Annotated in this window: 15 protein-coding genes, 1 tRNA gene and 1 pseudogene; 7 read left to right on the top strand and 10 right to left on the bottom strand. The window is 69.3% G+C overall.

Annotated elements, in window-relative coordinates; all coding sequences use genetic code 11:
* Positions 1–27 precede the first annotated feature (27 nt).
* Complete coding sequence (locus tag ABCR83_RS03785) at positions 28–1,143, top strand: serine/threonine-protein kinase (protein ID WP_462693314.1); 1,116 nt, start codon at positions 28–30, stop codon at positions 1,141–1,143.
* A 115-nt stretch (positions 1,144–1,258) separates the two neighbouring features.
* Here ABCR83_RS03785 and ABCR83_RS03780 read toward each other — a convergent pair whose 3' ends face one another.
* From ABCR83_RS03780 to dnaA, 10 genes are all read right to left on the bottom strand, one after another.
* Positions 1,259–1,393 carry a DLW-39 family protein gene (locus ABCR83_RS03780; RefSeq protein WP_003958712.1) on the bottom strand — a complete coding sequence of 45 codons (135 nt, stop codon included), beginning with the start codon at positions 1,391–1,393 and terminating at the stop codon, positions 1,259–1,261.
* Positions 1,394–1,583: 190 nt separating this feature from the next.
* Positions 1,584–1,657: transfer RNA gene (locus ABCR83_RS03775), tRNA-Ile, on the bottom strand.
* A 57-nt stretch (positions 1,658–1,714) separates the two neighbouring features.
* The gene (locus ABCR83_RS03770) at positions 1,715–2,410 is read right to left on the bottom strand and encodes a DUF3566 domain-containing protein (protein ID WP_462693312.1); all 696 of its coding nucleotides are present in this window, start codon (positions 2,408–2,410) and stop codon (positions 1,715–1,717) included.
* Between the two features lie 3 nt (positions 2,411–2,413).
* Positions 2,414–5,026, bottom strand: a complete 2,613-nt coding sequence (gyrA, locus tag ABCR83_RS03765; RefSeq protein ID WP_462693310.1) for a DNA gyrase subunit A — start codon at positions 5,024–5,026, stop codon at positions 2,414–2,416.
* 46 nt (positions 5,027–5,072) lie between these two features.
* Positions 5,073–7,118: a DNA topoisomerase (ATP-hydrolyzing) subunit B gene (gyrB, locus tag ABCR83_RS03760; RefSeq protein WP_462693308.1), complete on the bottom strand. Its 2,046-nt coding sequence runs from the start codon at positions 7,116–7,118 to the stop codon at positions 5,073–5,075.
* 299 nt (positions 7,119–7,417) lie between these two features.
* Entirely contained in the window at positions 7,418–7,966 is a 549-nt protein-coding gene (locus ABCR83_RS03755) for a DciA family protein (RefSeq protein WP_462693306.1), read from the bottom strand.
* Positions 7,963–9,087 carry a DNA replication/repair protein RecF gene (gene recF, locus ABCR83_RS03750; protein ID WP_462693304.1) on the bottom strand — a complete coding sequence of 375 codons (1,125 nt, stop codon included), beginning with the start codon at positions 9,085–9,087 and terminating at the stop codon, positions 7,963–7,965. Before recF ends, ABCR83_RS03755 begins: the two co-directional genes overlap by 4 nt.
* 27 nt (positions 9,088–9,114) lie before the next feature.
* Positions 9,115–9,990 (bottom strand): phosphogluconate dehydrogenase (NAD(+)-dependent, decarboxylating), encoded by an 876-nt coding sequence (gene gnd, locus ABCR83_RS03745; protein WP_462693302.1) that lies wholly within the window; start codon positions 9,988–9,990, stop codon positions 9,115–9,117.
* A gap of 105 nt (positions 9,991–10,095) precedes the next feature.
* Positions 10,096–11,226: a DNA polymerase III subunit beta gene (gene dnaN, locus ABCR83_RS03740; protein WP_462693300.1), complete on the bottom strand. Its 1,131-nt coding sequence runs from the start codon at positions 11,224–11,226 to the stop codon at positions 10,096–10,098.
* A 906-nt stretch (positions 11,227–12,132) separates the two neighbouring features.
* Positions 12,133–13,998: a chromosomal replication initiator protein DnaA gene (gene dnaA, locus ABCR83_RS03735; protein ID WP_462693298.1), complete on the bottom strand. Its 1,866-nt coding sequence runs from the start codon at positions 13,996–13,998 to the stop codon at positions 12,133–12,135.
* 442 nt (positions 13,999–14,440) lie between these two features.
* Between dnaA and rpmH the strand changes: the two genes are divergently transcribed.
* The 6 genes and pseudogenes from rpmH (at position 14,441) to rsmG (ending at position 17,838) form a co-directional block, all read left to right on the top strand.
* Complete coding sequence (gene rpmH / locus ABCR83_RS03730; RefSeq protein ID WP_003949374.1) at positions 14,441–14,578, top strand: 50S ribosomal protein L34; 138 nt, start codon at positions 14,441–14,443, stop codon at positions 14,576–14,578.
* 25 nt (positions 14,579–14,603) lie between these two features.
* Positions 14,604–14,963 (top strand): annotated as a pseudogene (gene rnpA, locus ABCR83_RS03725) (ribonuclease P protein component); the annotation flags it as partial.
* Positions 14,964–15,037: 74 nt separating this feature from the next.
* A complete protein-coding gene (gene yidD / locus ABCR83_RS03720; protein ID WP_462693296.1) occupies positions 15,038–15,355 on the top strand; it encodes a membrane protein insertion efficiency factor YidD in 318 nt (105 codons plus the stop codon).
* 3 nt (positions 15,356–15,358) lie between these two features.
* Entirely contained in the window at positions 15,359–16,459 is a 1,101-nt protein-coding gene (yidC, locus tag ABCR83_RS03715) for a membrane protein insertase YidC (RefSeq protein WP_462693294.1), read from the top strand.
* A gap of 13 nt (positions 16,460–16,472) precedes the next feature.
* Positions 16,473–16,994: a Jag family protein gene (locus ABCR83_RS03710; protein ID WP_462693292.1), complete on the top strand. Its 522-nt coding sequence runs from the start codon at positions 16,473–16,475 to the stop codon at positions 16,992–16,994.
* A 127-nt stretch (positions 16,995–17,121) separates the two neighbouring features.
* Positions 17,122–17,838, top strand: a complete 717-nt coding sequence (gene rsmG, locus ABCR83_RS03705) for a 16S rRNA (guanine(527)-N(7))-methyltransferase RsmG (RefSeq protein WP_462693290.1) — start codon at positions 17,122–17,124, stop codon at positions 17,836–17,838.
* The last annotated feature ends 36 nt before the right edge of the window (positions 17,839–17,874 follow it).

Raw genomic sequence — 17,874 nt, 5'->3', positions numbered from 1 at the left:
GGCACCGGGTGAGGCCGAGGCGGCACGATGGGTGAGGTCTTCGCCGGGCGGTACGAGCTCGTCGACCCGGTCGGACGCGGCGGCGCGGGGGCCGTGTGGCGTGCCTGGGACCATCGGCGGCGGCGCTATGTGGCGGCGAAGGTGCTCCGGCAGAGCGACGCCCACACCCTGCTGAGGTTCGTCCGGGAACAGGCGCTGCGCATCGACCACCCCCATGTGCTGGCACCGCTCAGCTGGGCGGCGGACGACGACAAGGTGCTGTTCACCATGGACGTGGTGCGCGGCGGTTCGGTCGCCCATCTCATCGGGGACTACGGGCCGTTGCCGCCGCGGTTTGTGTGCGTGCTCCTCGACCAGCTGCTCGCCGGGCTGGCGGCGGTGCATCTGGAGGGCGTGGTGCACCGCGACATCAAGCCCGCCAATCTCCTTTTGGAAGCGACCGGAACCGGGCGTCCGCATTTGCGTCTCTCCGATTTCGGAGTGGCCATGCGCAAGGGCGAGCCACGACTCACCGAGAGCAACTATGTTATGGGCACGCCCGGTTACTTCGCGCCCGAGCAAATGGCGGGCGAGGAACCGGACTTCCCCGCGGATCTCTTCGCCGTCGGCCTGGTGGCGCTGTATCTGCTCACCGGCCGGAAACCCGATGCCGAAGCCCTGGTGCGGAGATTTCTCGAGCAGGGCGTGCCGAACGCGCCGGAAGAGGTGCCCGGTCCGCTCTGGGACGTCATCGCGAATCTGCTGCAGCCGGATCCGCAGGTGCGCTTCCGTACCGCCACGGGCGTCCGGAAGGCCCTTGCCTCGGCCGTGGAGCTGCTGCCGGAACCCGCCGCGGACGAGGAGCGCATCGAGGTCTTCGACCAGGTCGGCCCGCTGCCGCCGGGGTTCGGTCGCAACGGGCCCGAACCGGCCGCCCGCACGGTGCCGCCGCCCGTCCCGCCGCCGCCCGCGTACCCGCCGGACAGCGGCTCCCAACCGGTGTCCCGGACCCTGTCCCGGCCCACGCCCGTGACGTTGCCGCTGCCCGCCGCCGTGCCCGCGCCGGCCGGCCGGTCCGGGCCGCCCGCGCGGCTGGCGATCCCGGTGGTCGTGGTGGCGCTGGTCTGCCTGCTGGCCGGGGTCTGGGCGCTGGCCGTCGGCTGACCGGCGGTTCACCGCTGACCCGCCGGTTCACCTTCGCAATCAATTCATTTGCTTTAGTAAAAAACCGGGCCCCGACCGCCGAAGCGGCCGGGGCCCGGGCACAGGGCTCTTTGTCTCACACACCCGAACCTGCGGGCACGGAGTCGGTCGCCTCCGTCCACAGATCCTGCTCGGCGCGATCCGCCTGGATCTGGCGGTACACGAGGAGCCCGCCGATGGCGGCCAGTGCGACCAGGAGCAGCTTCTTCACCGCGCGACCTCGTCTTTCCTTGACGTAAGGGGACTCTGGTGGCCGATGATACACACCGCCCGATACCGGTCGGTGACCTGTATCCGGACCTTTACCCGCCGAAGCCATGACCCCGGCCACCGCTCAACTCCCGTTGCAGAAAGCCGATCGGCTCGGGCGGAGAAATCTCCGCCCGAGCCGATCGCGCCAGTGGGGCTAACAGGACTTGAACCTGTGGCCTCTTCCTTATCAGGGAAGCGCTCTAACCGTCTGAGCTATAGCCCCGCGCTGCACCGAAAGATTAGCGCACTTGGGGCCCAGTCCCAAAATCGCCCGCCGGGGCTACTCGTCCTCCGCAAGCGTCAGCTCCACGCCGCCCACAAAGGAGGCGGAGAGGTTGTAGACAAAGGCCGCCAGCGTCGCCAGCGCGGTGGCGAGCACCACCTCGATCACCGCGATGACCGTGGTGAACATGAGCACCCGCGGCAGCGACAGGAACGACTGCAGATCAAAGCCGCCGCCCTCGCCGGAGGTCGCATCGCTGATGGTGCCGCCCACGGACGCAAAGACGCCCATGGCGTCCAGCACGAGCCACAGCACCGCCATCGCCACGATGGTGCAGATCCCCAGCGCCAGCGACAGCAGAAAGCTGACCTTCATCACCGACCACGGGTCGGCCCTGGCCACCCGCAGCCGTGCCGAGCGCGTACGCGGCCCCATGGCGGCCGCCGGGGGCGCCGGGCGCGCGGGAGCCGCCTGCGTGGCCCCCGCGGCCTGCCTGGGCCTGCCCCCGCCCTTGCCGGCCCCGCCCTTCGCGGCCCCGGCCGGCGGGTCGTACGCCTTCGGCGGGTGGTAAGGCTGTGGACCTCGGGTGTCCGTCATGGTCTTCCCCCTGCTCGCGGTTCCGGTGCCCCCGTCCCGGGAGTCTGCCCCGTCCCCGCCGGGGCCACGGGCGCCGACCGAATCGGTTGCGGCGCCCGCGGAATCCCGCCGCCCCGCACCCGTACCGCTTGCCGCGGCGCCCGTGGCTCGACTCACGACTTACTCCTCGGTGTCCTCGGCCGCCCCGGCCGCGTCCGCCGACGCGCCCTCCGCGGCCTCTTCGACCTCTTCGGCCTCACGGCCGGCCTCGGCATTGCGGGCGATGCCGACGACGGCATCCCGCTTGCCCAGGTTGATCAGTTGGACGCCCATGGTGTCACGGCCGGTTTCCCTGACCTCGTCCACCCGGGTACGGATGACACCGCCGCCGAGCGTGATGGCGAGGATCTCATCGCTCTCCTCGACCACCAGCGCACCGACCAGCGAACCCCGGTCCTCCACGATCTTGGCGGCCTTGATGCCGAGGCCGCCACGGCCCTGGACGCGGTACTCGTCGACGTTCGTCCGCTTGGCATAGCCGCCGTCGGTGGCGGTGAAGACGAAGGTGCCCGGCCGGACCACGTTCATCGACAGCAGCTCGTCACCCTCGCGGAAGCTCATGCCCTTGACGCCCGAGGTGGCACGCCCCATCGGGCGGAGCGACTCGTCCGTGGCCGTGAACCGGATCGACTGCGCCTTCTTGCTGATCAGCAGCAGGTCGTCGGCGGCCGAGACCAGCTCGGCACCGATCAACTCGTCCTCGCGGCCGTCCTCCGTCTCCCGGAGGTTGATCGCGATGACACCGCCGGACCGCGGCGAGTCATAATCCTTGAGCGAAGTCTTCTTCACCAGGCCGGACTTGGTGGCGAGCACCAGATAGGGCGCCGCCTCGTAGTCGCGGACGGCGAGGATCTGGGCGATCTTCTCGTCCGGCTGGAAGGCGAGCAGATTGGCCACATGCTGACCGCGCGCGTCCCGGCCGGCGTCCGGCAGCTCATACGCCTTGGCCCGGTAGACCCGGCCCTTGTTGGTGAAGAACAGCAGCCAGTGGTGCGTCGTCGAGACGAAGAAGTGGTCGACGATGTCGTCCTGCTTGAGCTTGGTGCCCCGCACGCCCTTGCCGCCGCGCTTCTGCGAGCGGTAGTCCTCGGTCTTGGTGCGCTTGACGTAACCGCCGTTGGTGATGGTGACGACGATGTCCTCCTCGGCGATCAGGTCCTCGATGGACATGTCACCGTCGAAGGGCACCAGCGCGGAGCGCCGGTCCTCGCCGAACTTGTCGACGATCGCGGCCAGTTCGTCGCTGACGATGCCGCGCTGGCGCTCCGGCGAGGCGAGGATCGCGTTGTACTCGTTGATCTTCGCCTGGAGCTCGTCGTGCTCGGCGACGATCTTCTGCCGCTCGAGAGCCGCCAGCCGGCGCAGCTGCATCTCCAGGATCGCGTTCGCCTGGATCTCGTCGATCCGCAGCAGGCCCATCAGGCCCTCACGGGCGATGTCGACGGTCTCGCTGCGCCGGATCAGCGCGATGACCTCGTCGATGGCGTCCAGTGCCTTCAGCAGACCGCGCAGGATGTGGGCGCGCTCCTCGGCCTTGCGCAGCCGGAAGCGGGTGCGCCGGACGATGACCTCGATCTGGTGCATCACCCAGTTGCGGATGAAGGCGTCCAGCGACAGGGTGCGCGGCACGCCGTCCACCAGCGCCAGCATGTTGGCGCCGAAGTTGGTCTGCAGATCGGTGTGCTTGTAGAGGTTGTTGAGGACGACCTTGGCGACCGCGTCCCGCTTGAGGACGATCACCAGGCGCTGGCCGGTGCGGGAGGAGGTCTCGTCGCGGACGTCGGCGATGCCGCCGACCCTCCCGTCCTTCACCAGGTCGGCGATCTTCTGCGCGAGGTTGTCCGGGTTGACCTGGTAGGGCAGCTCGGTGACCACCAGGCACTGGCGGTTCTGGATCTCCTCGACCTCGACCACCGCGCGCATGGTGATCGAGCCGCGCCCGGTGCGGTACGCATCCTCGATGCCCTTGCGGCCCACCACCAGCGCACCGGTGGGGAAGTCCGGGCCCTTGATCCGCTCGACGAGCGCGTCCAGCAGCTCCTCGGGGGCCGCCTGGGGGTTGGCCAGGAACCACTGGGCGCCCTCGGCGACCTCGCGCAGGTTGTGCGGCGGGATGTTGGTGGCCATGCCGACCGCGATGCCGGCGCTGCCGTTCACCAGCAGGTTGGGGAAGCGCGCCGGCAGTACCGTCGGCTCCTGGTTGCGGCCGTCGTAGTTGTCCTGGAAGTCGACGGTCTCCTCGTCGATGTCCCGGACCATCTCCATCGACAGCGGCGCCATCTTGCATTCGGTGTACCGCATGGCGGCCGCCGGGTCGTTGCCCGGGGAGCCGAAGTTGCCGTTGGAGTCCACCAGCGGCATGCGCATCGACCAGGGCTGGGCCAGCCGGACCAGGGCGTCGTAGATCGAGGCGTCACCGTGCGGGTGGTACGTACCCATGACGTCACCGACGACGCGGGCGCACTTGTAGAAGCCCTTCTCGGGCCGGTAGCCGCCGTCGTACATCGCATAGAGCACCCGGCGGTGCACCGGCTTGAGGCCGTCGCGCACATCGGGCAGCGCACGCGAGACGATCACGCTCATCGCGTAGTCGAGGTACGAGCGCTGCATCTCGGTCTCGAGCCCGACGGGCTCGACGCGCATGCCCACGCCCTCGATGGTGGCGGGCTGGCCCTCGGGGGTGGTGCCGTCCGGGGTCGCGGGCACCTCTTGGGTGGAATTCTCGTCGGCCATTGCTGTTCAAAGTCCTTTCGAGCTGCGGCTGTCGGTCAGGCCGAACTCAGATGTCGAGGAACCGGACGTCCTTGGCGTTGCGCTGGATGAAGGAGCGCCGCGCCTCGACGTCCTCGCCCATGAGCACCGAGAACAGGTCGTCCGCCTGTGCCGCGTCGTCCAGGGTGACCTGGCCCAGCACCCGGTGGTCGATGTCCATGGTGGTGACGCGCAGCTCCTCGGCGTTCATCTCGCCGAGGCCCTTGAAGCGCTGGACCGAGTCGTCCCGGACCCGCTTGCCGTTCTCCCGGCCGAGCTGGATCAGCGCATCGCGCTCGCGGTCCGAGTAGGCGTACTCGAAGTCCTCGCGGCCCCACTTGATCTTGTAGAGCGGGGGGCGGGAGAGATACACATGCCCGGCCTCGACCAGCGGCCGCATAAAGCGGAAGAGGAAGGTGAGCAGCAGGGTGTTGATGTGCTGGCCGTCGACGTCGGCGTCCGCCATCAGAATGATCTTGTGGTAGCGGAGCTTGGAGATGTCGAAGTCCTCGTGCACCCCGGTGCCGAAGGCCGAGATCAGCGCCTGGATCTCCTGGTTCTGCAGGATCTTGTCGACGCGCGCCTTCTCGACGTTGAGGATCTTGCCGCGGATCGGGAGGATCGCCTGGTACTGCGGGTTGCGGCCGGACTTGGCCGAGCCGCCGGCGGAGTCGCCCTCGACGATGAAGATCTCGCACTTGGTGGGGTCGTTGGACTGGCAGTCGCTGAGCTTGCCCGGCAGCGAGGCCGTCTCCAGCAGGCCCTTGCGGCGGGTGAGGTCCCGCGCCTTGCGGGCCGCCACCCGCGCGGTGGCCGCCTGGATGCTCTTGCGGATGATGTCCGCGGCCTCGTTGGGATTGCGGTCCAGCCAGTCGTTGAGGTGCTCGTAGACCGCCTTCTGCACAAAGGTCTTCGCCTCGGTGTTGCCCAGCTTGGTCTTGGTCTGGCCCTCGAACTGCGGCTCGCTCAGCTTGACCGAGATGATCGCGGTCAGGCCCTCGCGGATGTCGTCACCGGTGAGGTTGTCGTCCTTCTCGCGCAGCAGCTTCTTGTCGCGTGCGTACTTGTTGATCAGCGAGGTCAGCGCGGCGCGGAAGCCCTCCTCGTGGGTACCGCCCTCATGGGTGTGGATGATGTTGGCGAAGGAGTAGACCCCCTCGCTGTACTGGGTGTTCCACTGCATCGCGACCTCGAGGGAGAGCATCCGCTCCTTGTCCTCGGCCTCGAAGTCGATCACCGTGGGGTGGACCAGCTCGCCCTTGCGCGAGTTGAGGTAGCGGACGAAGTCCGAGATGCCGCCCTCGTAGTGGTAGCGGACGGCGAGGGCCTTGCCCTCCTCGTCCACATGGTCCGGGCGCTCGTCCGTCAGCGCGATGGTCAGGCCCTTGTTGAGGAAGGCCATCTCCTGGAAGCGCCTGGAGAGCGTCTCGAAGGAGTACTCGGTGGTCTCGAAGATGTCCCCGTCGGCCCAGAAGGTGACCGAGGTACCGGTCTCCTCGGTGGGCTCGCCCTTCTGCAGCGGCGCCGTGGGAACGCCCAGCTTGTAGTCCTGGGTCCAGCGGAAGCCGTCCGTCCTGACCTCGACGGCCACCCGCGTCGACAGCGCGTTGACCACCGAGACGCCGACGCCGTGCAGACCACCGGAGACGGCATAGCCGCCGCCGCCGAACTTGCCGCCCGCGTGCAGCACGGTCAGCACGACCTCGACGGCGGGCTTCCCCTCGGAGGGGACGATGCCCACCGGGATGCCGCGGCCGTTGTCCACCACGCGCACCCCGCCGTCCGGCAGGATCGTCACGTCAATGGTGTCCGCATGGCCCGCCAGGGCCTCGTCCACGGAGTTGTCGACCACCTCTTGGACGAGGTGGTGCAGACCACGCTCGCCGGTGGAGCCGATGTACATGCCCGGCCGCTTGCGGACCGCGTCCAGGCCCTCCAGCACGGTGATCGCGCTGGCGTCGTACGACGTCTCGCCGCCGGGGGCGCCGGATGCGGCGCCCGCCGTCTGGGAAGGGGTGGTGTTCTCGTTGGGGTTGCCGGAATCGGCCACGAAGCGCCCTTTCTGGCACAGCACAGCCCTTCCCTTGCCTGCGACGGGGCTGGCCCGGGGTGGATGACCAGGCGGGCAGGCGAGAGCGGCTGCGTCGTTCGACTTGGTTCCGCGGATAGGCGGCGGATTGCCACCAGTCTACCGGTAGCGCCGACATGAATGGGGGTTTGGCGGTGTCTGAGTCCTCATGTGCCGCCCTGAACCGGCATCAGCCGACTCCCTATATGCAGCCCGGGCCTTCAAGAGGCTCACAGCGGCACTCAGCGCTTCCGGCTGTCAACCACCCGCAATCGTGAGCGGAGTCTCAGCCCGTCCCGCCCGCCTCACCCGTAGGTGTCCCCCGGCCCGGTGCTCCCCGGGGCACGCAGCGATCCGTACCGACGGCCGGGGCCGCCCGGCCCCAGCACCTTGATCAGGCGCACCGTGCCCTGGCCCAGGTCCTCGTTGAGCCTGGCCACCAAGGTCGGTGCAAGCAGCCGCAGTTGGGTTGCCCAGGTCGTCGAATCGCACTGCACCGTCAGCACCCGGGCGTCCTCGTCGTACCTCTGCGGCTCACAGTGCAGCGCCACATCCTGGCCCACCAGCTGCGGCCAGCGCCCCATCACCCCGCCCACCGCGGCGGGCGTCTCCCAGCCGCGCTCGGTGATCAGCCGGTTGATGGCCGCGCCCAGCGGCAGCGGATCCCGGCCGTCGGCCCGCGCGCCGGACCGCAGACCGCCGCGCCGGGCCTGCTTCTTCTGCTGCACCGCGTTGCCGCGCGCCCGCGCCTGCTCCTTGGCGGCGCGCAGCGCGACGCGCGCGAGGTCCACGCCGGTGGGCGGCTCCCGGTCGGAGGCCGGGGAAGGCTCGGGGGGCTTCGGCTGCTCGGTCATGCGCGCTCCACCACGCCCTGGGACACCGCGTACCGCGCGCCGGCCAGCACTGCGGGCACATCCTCCGGCACCGCGGCCGTCACCAGCACCTGCTCGCCGGGGGCCACCAGCTCCGCCAGCCGCTCCCTTCGCCGGGCATCGAGCTCGGCGAAGACGTCGTCGAGCACCAGGACCGGCTCATTGCCCTCCGTGCGCAGCAACTCATACGAGGCCAGGCGCAGCGCCAGGGCGTACGACCAGGACTCGCCGTGGCTCGCGTATCCCTTGGCGGGCAGCTCGCCCAGCCGCAGCACCAGGTCGTCGCGGTGCGGTCCGACGAGCGTCACACCGCGCTCGAGCTCCTGTTTGCGGGCCTCGCCGAGGGCGGTGATCAGCACCTGGTGGAGCTCCTCGCGGGTGCCGGCGTCCTCGGTGCCCAGCGGGCCCTTGTAGTCGAAGGCGACCGGGCCGCCACCGGGTGCCAGCCGCTCATGGGCCTTGTCGGCCAGCGGCAGCAGGGTGGTGATCAGGTCGAGCCGGTGGGCCAGCAGCTCCGCACCGGCCCGGGCCAGGTGCTGGTCCCAGATGTCGAGTGTCGACATGTCCATGGAACGCCCGCCATGGCGGCGGGCCATGGCGGCGGACTTCAGCAGGGTGTTGCGCTGCTTGAGGACGCGCTCGTAGTCGGAGCGCACGCCCGCCAGGCGCGGGGAGCGGGCGGTGACCAGCTCGTCGAGGAAGCGGCGGCGCTCCGACGGGTCGCCCTTGACCAGCGCCAGGTCCTCGGGGGCGAACAGGACGGTGCGCACGATGCCGAGCACATCGCGGGGTCTGACCTGGGAGGAGCGGTTGATCCGGGCCCGGTTGGCCCGGCCCGGGTTGAGCTCCAGTTCGACCAGCTGCTGCCGCTCGTCCTGGACGACCGAGGCACGGACGACCGCCCGGTCGGCGCCGAGGCGCACCAGGGGGGCGTCGGAGGAGACGCGGTGGCTGCCGAGGGTCGCCAGATAGCCGACCGCCTCGACGAGGTTGGTCTTGCCCTGGCCGTTGGGGCCCACAAAAGCCGTGGTGCCCGGGTCGAGCGGAACCTCGACCCGGGCGTACGAGCGGAAGTCGGCCAGCGACAGATGCGAAACGTGCATGGGTGTGCGCCGGCCCTTCTGGTGGGGTTACTTGCTCTCGACCGCGTGACCGCCGAACTGGTTGCGCAGCGCGGCGATCATCTTCATCTGCGGCGAGTCGTCCTGGCGGGACGCGAAGCGGGCGAAGAGCGACGCGGTGATCGCGGGCAGCGGCACGGCGTTGTCGATGGCGGCCTCGACCGTCCAGCGCCCCTCGCCGGAGTCGGCGGCGTAGCCGCGCAGCTTGTCCAGGTGCTCGTCCTGGTCGAGGGCGTTGACGGCCAGGTCGAGCAGCCAGGAGCGGATGACGGTGCCCTCCTGCCAGGAGCGGAAGACCTCGCGGACATCGGTGACCGAGTGGACCTTCTCCAGCAGCTCCCAGCCCTCGGCGTAGGCCTGCATCATGGCGTACTCGATGCCGTTGTGGACCATCTTGGCGAAGTGGCCCGCGCCGACCTTGCCCGCGTGCACGGAGCCGAAGTCGCCCTCGGGCTTGAGCGCGTCGAAGACCGGCTGGACCCGGGCGACATGCTCGGCGTCGCCGCCGTACATCAGCGCATAGCCGTTCTCCAGGCCCCAGACGCCGCCGGAGACACCGCAGTCGACGAAGCCGATGCCCTTGGCGGCGAGCTCCTCGGCGTGCTTCTCGTCGTCGGTCCAGCGGGAGTTGCCGCCGTCGACGACGATGTCTCCGGGGGAGAGCAGCTCGGCGAGCTCGTCGATGGTCGACTGGGTCGCGGCCCCGGCCGGGACCATGATCCACACCACCCGTGGGCCCTGGAGGGAATCCACCAGCTCCTTGAGGCTGTGGACATCCGCCAGATCCGGGTTGCGGTCGTATCCGATGACGGTGTGGCCTGCGCGGCGGATGCGCTCGCGCATATTGCCGCCCATCTTGCCGAGACCGACGAGACCGAGCTCCATCAGTGATCCTCTATGCCGTAGTCGTTGCGGTTTGTGCCCCGTCCCGAGCCTACGCCCGAGGGTCTGTGCACACCTGTCGGGACGGAGCGCTCAAACGCTCCGGCCTCAGCCCGACAGCCGCACGGGCATGATCAGGTACTTGTACGCCTCGTCCGCCTCCGCGTCGACGGCCGGCTTGCCGCTGAGCAGTGCGGGCTTGGTGGAGGTGGTGAAGGAGAGCTGGGCGACCGGGGAGTCGATCGCGGAGAGGCCCTCCAGCAGGAAACCCGGGTTGAAGGCGATGGAGATGTCGTCGCCCTCGAGCTTGGCGTCGACCCTTTCCACAGCCTGTGCGTCATCGCTGGAACCGGCCTCCAGGATCAGCACGCCCTGCTCGAAGCTGAGCCGCACCGGGGTGTTGCGCTCGGCGACCAGGGCCACCCGCTTGACGGCCTCGACGAACGGCGCGGTCTCGATCACGGCGACCGAGTTGAACTCGGTGGGGAAGAGCGTGCGGTACTTGGGCAGGTCGCCCTCGAGCAGCCGGGTGGTGGTGCGCCGCCCGGCGCCCTCGAAACCGATCAGGCCCTCGCCCGCGCCGGAGCCGGAGAGCGCCAGCGACACGGTGTCACCGCTGCTGAGCGACTTGGCGGTGTCCAGCAGGGTCTTGGCGGGCACCAGGGCGACCGCGGAGACGTCCGGGGTCTCGGGCTTCCACATGAAGTCGCGGACGGCGAAGCGGTAGCGGTCGGTGGAGGCCAGGGTGACGGTGTCGCCCTCGATCTCGATCCGCACACCGGTGAGCACCGGGAGCGTGTCGTCACGGCCGGCTGCGATGGCGACCTGGGCGGCGGCGGAGGCGAAGACCTCGGCCGGGACGGTGCCCGTGGCGGTCGGCATCTGGGGCAGCGCCGGGTATTCCTCCACAGGCAGGGTGTGGAGTGTGAATCGCGAGGAGCCGCAGACGACGGTGGCCCGCACTCCGTCGGTGGAGATCTCCACAGGCCTGTTGGGAAGCGAGCGGCAGATGTCGGCGAGGAGGCGGCCGGAGACCAGGACGGTGCCGTCCTCCTCCACATCCGCCTCGACGGAGACGCGGGCCGACACCTCGTAGTCGAAGCCGGAGAGGCTCAGGGCGCCCTCCTCCGCCTTCAGCAGCAGGCCCGCGAGGACGGGCACCGGCGGACGGGCCGGGAGGCTGCGGGCCGCCCAGGCCACTGCCTCCGCGAGTACATCGCGCTCCACCCGGATCTTCACCGGAACCGCCTCCTGCTTGTTGCTGGCTCGCCTTGCTGGCTTCGTCGTCGGCTCAGTTGCCGGAGACCAGTCTGACGCACACCGCTGACAGTCGGCGCTGCTCGGGGTCAAGTCGGCCCGGGTGGCGTGTGGCGGCCCGAGGCCGAGTTGTGCACAGGGCCCACTTCGAAACGAGTTCTCCGCTTGACCTCTGTGGTCGTAGTAGTAGGGCCTGTGGAAACCGTGGAAAACTTCCTTTTCCCAGGTCAAGCCCACTTTTTTGTCCACCGGCCCTGTGGGCGGCGACGGTGGAAAAACGGGGTGCGCTGTGGAGAACGGAAAGTTCTGCACAGGCGGTGCACAGGCGAGGCCCACTTCTCCCCAGGGCCGTCCCCAGTTTTACCCGCGTTCCCCACAGGGCAACCCGGCAACCTGGTGTGACGCCTTTCACTCGGCGCGGTGATCCCGGGCGTTTCCTTGCCGAACAGTGGATGGCGATGTGGAAAGGCTGTGCACAACAGCAATCTTCCTGTGGGTTGCCGGTGGACAACCGGCGGGCCCGCCGTGGGCGAGCCGGTCATCCACAAGCTGTGGATTTCCGTTTGCCACAAATCCACACCCCCCTGACCTCCCCTGATGGCCTATCAACAGGCTGCGCTGTGGACATCATCTGGATAACTTCCCGGTCCCCAGGGTGTGGACGGTGGTTCCGGGCGGATTCTGTGGAGAACCGGTGTCCGGGGACCCGTATTCGAACAGGCCGTCCGCTCCCCACCCGGCCGCGGAACGCCGAAGGGCGCCTCGGGCGGTGCCTTCCCGGGGGCAACCCCCGGACCCCCGGCCGATCCCGGCCGCCCCGGTCGGAGACGTTGAAGGGCGCCTCGGGAACCGTCCCGAGGCGCCCTTCGGAGCGTTCTCGTGCGTGTGTCAGCCGTTCTTGATGCGGTTGGTCAGCTCCGTCACCTGGTTGTAGATGGACCGCCGCTCGGCCATCAGCGCCCGGATCTTGCGGTCCGCGTGCATCACGGTGGTGTGGTCGCGGCCGCCGAACTGCGCGCCGATCTTCGGCAGCGAGAGGTCGGTGAGCTCCCGGCAGAGGTACATGGCGATCTGCCGGGCCGTCACCAGCACCCGGCTGCGCGAGGCCCCGCACAGGTCCTCCACCGTGTGCCCGAAGTAGTCGGCGGTCGCGGCCATGATCGCGGGAGCCGTGATCTCCGGTGAGGCGTCCTCGCCGCCCGGGATCAGGTCCTTGAGGACGATCTCGGTGAGGCCGAGGTCCACCGGCTGCCGGTTGAGGCTGGCGAAGGCCGTGACCCGGATCAGCGCGCCCTCCAGCTCGCGGATGTTGCGCGAGATCCGGGAAGCGATGAACTCCAGCACCTCCGGCGGGGCGTTGAGCTGCTCCTGCACCGCCTTCTTGCGGAGGATCGCGATCCGCGTCTCCAGCTCCGGCGGCTGCACATCCGTGATCAGGCCCCATTCGAAGCGATTGCGGAGCCGGTCCTCCAGGGTCACCAGCTGCTTGGGCGGCCGGTCCGAGGACAGCACGATCTGCTTGTTGGCGTTGTGCAGGGTGTTGAAGGTGTGGAAGAACTCCTCTTGCGTGGACTCCTTGCTCGCGAGGAACTGGATGTCGTCGACCAGCAGGATGTCCATGTCGCGGTAGCGCTTGCGGAACGCGTCCGCCTTGCCGTCGCGGATGGAGTTGATGAACTCGTTGGTGAACTCCTCGGAGCTCACATAGCGCACCCGGGTGCCCGGATAGAGGTTGCGCGCGTAGTGCCCGATGGCATGCAGCAGATGGGTCTTGCCGAGCCCCGACTCCCCGTAGATGAACAGGGGGTTGTACGCCTTGGCCGGTGCCTCGGCCACCGCCACCGCCGCCGCATGGGCGAACCGGTTGGAGGCGCCGATGACAAAGGTGTCGAAGAGGTACTTCGGGTTCAGCCGGGCCGTCGGCTCGCCGGGCCCGGTGGCGCCCGTCGGCCGGTCACCGCTTCCGCCGCCCGGGCCCGGCCGCTCGGCTCCCGGCCCCTCGGCCTGGCCGGTGCGGCGCACGGGGGGCTCGGGCAGCTCGCGTCGCTGCTGCGCATACGGCCCGGACGATGGAGCCGGCCCGGACGACGGAGCCGCGGACCGGTAGTCCGGCTGCTGCTCGTACCCGGACGCGCCGTGCTGCGAGGCGTACGGGTCGCGCTCCCCCTCCGGGAAGCCGCCCAGGCGCGGCTGCTGCCAGCCGTAGTCGCCCCGGTCCACCGGGGACGGACCCGGGCGGCGCGGCCAGGAACCGGAGTCGGCGCGGGGCTGCTGGTAGTCGGGGTAGGCGGGACGCACGGCCGGCAGGTCATCGGCGGCAGACTGCCGGCCGTAGCCCTCGCGGCCGTCATAGCCGTCGTACGCGTCGCGCCCCGGACCGCCCGCCGGGGGGGCCTCGAAGCGCTGCACCCGCTCGTCGTGCGCGGGCTGCCGGGGGGCGGGCGGCTCGCCGGCGGAGTTGTCGACGGTGATCGCGATCCGGATCGGCCGGCCGCACTCGCGGCTGAGGGTCTCGCTGACGATCGGGGCCAGCCGGCCCTCGAGGACGCCCTTGGCGAACTCGTTCGGCACCGCGAGCAGCGCGGTGTCGGCGACCAGGGCGAGCGGCTGGCACCGCTTGATCCAGTGCTCGTCCTTGCTTTCGACGCTCTGGCCGCTCTGGCCGCCCGGGCCGCCCTGGCCTCGGCCCTCGCCCAGGAGCTGCTCGAGCACGCGCGGCCACACTGCGGCAAGATCGGCAGGCAGGTCAGCCACAAGGCACGCTCTCTCGGTCAGCTTGGGACGCCCCCAGGTCCCACAAAGGTGTGGTTCTCGGGACGGGCGGGAAGGATTCGGAGTTCCGCCACGGTAGTCAGGCCGCGGGGCGCGGTTCAAGTCGTTGTCCACAGGGTGTGCACAACTGTGCCATGCGCCCGCCACCCCACCGCGCCCGGGCCCGGCACACCACGGACGGGCACCCGGGGAGCTACGGTGTTCCCTGGTGCGCTCCCGGTTTGACCGGATGGCGTAACCGCGCGTACCGTGACCAGGTCGAGTTGTCGATGGCTGCTGCCGCCTGCCTCCGATGGGCAAGGGTCGCACTCCCAGGAGTGTGATCGTGAAGCGGTGCACTTGCGTATTGCGAGCCTCCTCGTGGGCGCACGGTGACAGCCAGGCGATGTCCCGCCATCACACGATTCATTTCTGGAGCCCCCGAGTGAGCAAGCGCACCTTCCAGCCGAACAACCGCCGCCGCGCGAAGACCCACGGCTTCCGGCTGCGTATGCGTACCCGTGCCGGCCGCGCGATCCTCGCGTCCCGCCGTGGCAAGGGTCGCGCCCGCCTGTCGGCCTGACCAGGCCGGACACCAAGGTCCTGATGTGCTGCCTACCGAGTCTCGGCTGAGGCGGCGCGAGGACTTCGCGACCGCGGTTCGCCGAGGACGCAGGGCCGGGCGCCCGCTCCTCGTCGTCCACCTACGCAGCGGTACAACGGACCCGCACACACCTGGGGAGAGTGCTCCTCCGGTGCGTGCGGGTTTCGTCGTGAGCAAGGCCGTCGGCGGTGCCGTGGTCCGCAATCTGGTCAAGCGCAGGCTGCGCCACCTCCTGCGTGACCGGCTGGATCTGCTGCCCGCCGGTAGCCTGGTGGTCGTCCGTGCCCTGCCGGGCGCGGGCGAGGCGGACCACGGCCAACTGGCCCGCGATCTCGACACCGCGCTGCAGCGGCTGTTGGGAGGAGCGCCGCCGCGAAGCTGCAATCCCCCGGAGGGTGACGTCCGGAATCCCGGTCGGCACCCGGGAGGGAACGCACGGTGAAGTATCCGCTGCTGTGGTTGATCAAGCTGTACCAGTGGACCATCAGCCCCCTGCTGGGCCCGGTCTGCAAGTACTACCCGTCGTGCTCGCACTATGGCTACACGGCCATCAAGGTGCATGGCGCGCTCAAAGGAACGGCGCTGACGGCCTGGCGCATCCTGCGCTGTAACCCGTGGTCGCTCGGTGGCGTCGACCACGTACCTCCCCGGAAGCGTCCGGTCTGGCACCAGCGGCTGAGGAGCCGACTGGGTGGACACCCCGCCACAGGGCCCACCGCACAGCCCGAGACTCAGCCCAACGCCCAAGGAGCCTGATTCGTGGACACGATCCTCGGTCCTCTCTATTACGTAGTTTCCTGGATCATCGTCCAGTTCCACTCGTTCTTCAGCTTGATCTTCGACAAGAACAGTGGCTGGGCGTGGGGTCTGTCCATCGTCTCGCTGGTGGTCCTGATCCGTATCTGCCTGATCCCGCTCTTTGTCAAGCAGATCAAAGCGACGCGGAACATGCAGGCGCTCCAGCCGAAGATGAAGGCGATCCAGGAGCGCTACAAGAGCGACCGGCAGCGTCAGTCCGAAGAGATGATGAAGCTCTACAAGGAGACGGGGACCAACCCGCTCTCGAGCTGTCTCCCGATCATCGCCCAGTCGCCCTTCTTCCTCTCGCTGTACCAGGTCCTGAACCACATCGCGCAGAACAAGACGGTCGCGTTCATCGACAAGGACCTGCTGGCGAGCGCGCAGAAGGCGCATATCTTCGGTGCCCCGCTGTCCGTCAAGTTCCTGGACAGCGCGACCAAGATCGAGCGCCTTGGCTCCACCGTGACCGACGTGCGGATCGTCACGGTCGTCATGATCGTCCTGATGTCGCTGTCGCAGTTCTACACGCAGCGTCAGCTGATGACGAAGAACGTCGACCTCACGGTGAAGACGCCGTTCATGCAGCAGCAGAAGATGCTGATGTACGTCTTCCCGGTCATGTTCGCCGTCTTCGGCATCAACTTCCCCGTCGGTGTTCTTGTGTACTGGCTGACCACCAACGTGTGGACGATGGGTCAGCAGATGTACGTCATCCGCCGCAACCCCACTCCGGGCAGCCTCGCCTACACCCAGCGCCAGGAGCGTCTGCGGGCCAGTGGCAAGCTCAAGGAAGACCCGGCGGAGGTCGAGGCCAAGGAGGCTGCCGAGGCAGCGCGCGCCGCCCGCCAGCAGCCCAAGCGGCAGACGAAGGCGAAGCGGCAGACCGGCGGTCCCTCCGACCAGCCCCAGGCCCGTACCAGGGCATCCTCCGCTGCCAAGACCGAGCAGCCCGAGGACGCCAAGCCCAAGCAGGGCGGCGGTTCTTCGGGCCGTGGCGGCAAGTCCGGGCAGCGCAAGGGCGGCCCGCAGCGGCCCAAGCACCCGTCGTCCAAGAAGTAAGGAGGAGTCCACCGTGACGGACACCCAGCACGAGACCAGTGCGATCGCCGCCGAGGGCACCGACACCCTGTCCCGCCTGGAGCAGGAAGGCGAGATCGCGGCCGACTACCTCGAGGGTCTGCTCGACATCGCCGACCTCGACGGCGACATCGACATGGATGTCGAGGCCGACCGTGCCTCGGTCTCGATCATCAGCGACTCCACCAGCCGTGATCTGCAGAAGCTGGTGGGCCGTGACGGCGAGGTGCTGGAGGCGCTCCAGGAGCTGACCCGGCTCGCGGTGAACCGGGAGACCGGTGACCGCAGCCGCCTGATGCTCGACATCGCCGGCTTCCGAGCCCGCAAGCGCGAGGAGCTCGCCAGGCTGGGTGCCAAGGCCGTCGAGGAAGCCAGGAGCACCGGCCAGCCGGTCAAGCTCGACCCGATGACTCCCTTTGAGCGCAAGGTCGTCCATGACGCGGTGGCGGCGGCGGGCCTGAGCAGCGAGTCCGAGGGCGAGGAGCCGCAGCGCCGCGTGGTCGTGCTGCCGGCCTGACCCGAGCGCCCTTCCAGGTAGCCACGGCCCCGTCTGCTCGCAGACGGGGCCGATCCTTGTCAGCCTGATAGTCAGACTCTGTGGTGTGGACTCGCACAGACAACCTTGTACGGAAGGACGGTTCACCGTGGAAGAGGCAGCGGAGCTACCCCCGGCGCCCCCGGAGGCACGGGCGGTTTTCGGTGACCGCTTTCCGGATGCCGTTCGCTATGCGGAGTTGCTCGCCGACGTGGGCGTCAAGCGCGGACTGATCGGCCCCCGAGAGGTCCCCCGGCTGTGGGAGCGGCATCTGCTGAACTGCGCGGTGCTCTCCGAGGCCGTACCCCAGAGCGTTTCGGTGTGCGATGTGGGCTCGGGGGCGGGGCTGCCTGGCATCCCGCTGGCGCTGGTCCGTTCCGATCTCCAGATCACGCTGCTGGAGCCGCTGCTCCGCCGTACGACGTTCCTCTCGGAGGTCGTGGAGCTGCTCGGCCTGGACCATGTCACGGTGGTCCGTGGCCGGGCCGAGGAGATGCTGGGCAAGGTGCCGCCGGTGCATGTGGTGACGGCACGGGCCGTGGCACCGCTGGACCGGCTGGCAGGCTGGGGGGTGCCGCTGCTGCGTCCCTACGGCGAGATGCTGGCCCTCAAGGGGGATACGGCCGAGGAGGAACTCAAGGGCGCGCGGGCCGCGTTGAGCAAGCTCGGGGTGGTGCGGACCTCGGTGCTCCAGGTCGGCGCGGGCGTGGTCGACCCGCCGTCCACCCTGGTGCGGGTCGAGGTCGGGGAGAGCCCCGGTGGGGTGCGCTTCGCCGCCAAGCGGGCGAAGGCCGCCCGAGTCGGCCGGGCCCGCCGTCGGCGCTGACATTGCTCCATACAAGCTGTCAAAACTACACATAGC

It is taken from the genome of Streptomyces xingningensis (assembly GCF_054957865.1).
Note: the sequence above shows the minus strand (reverse complement) of the source record. Positions and strands in the feature narration are given on the sequence as shown.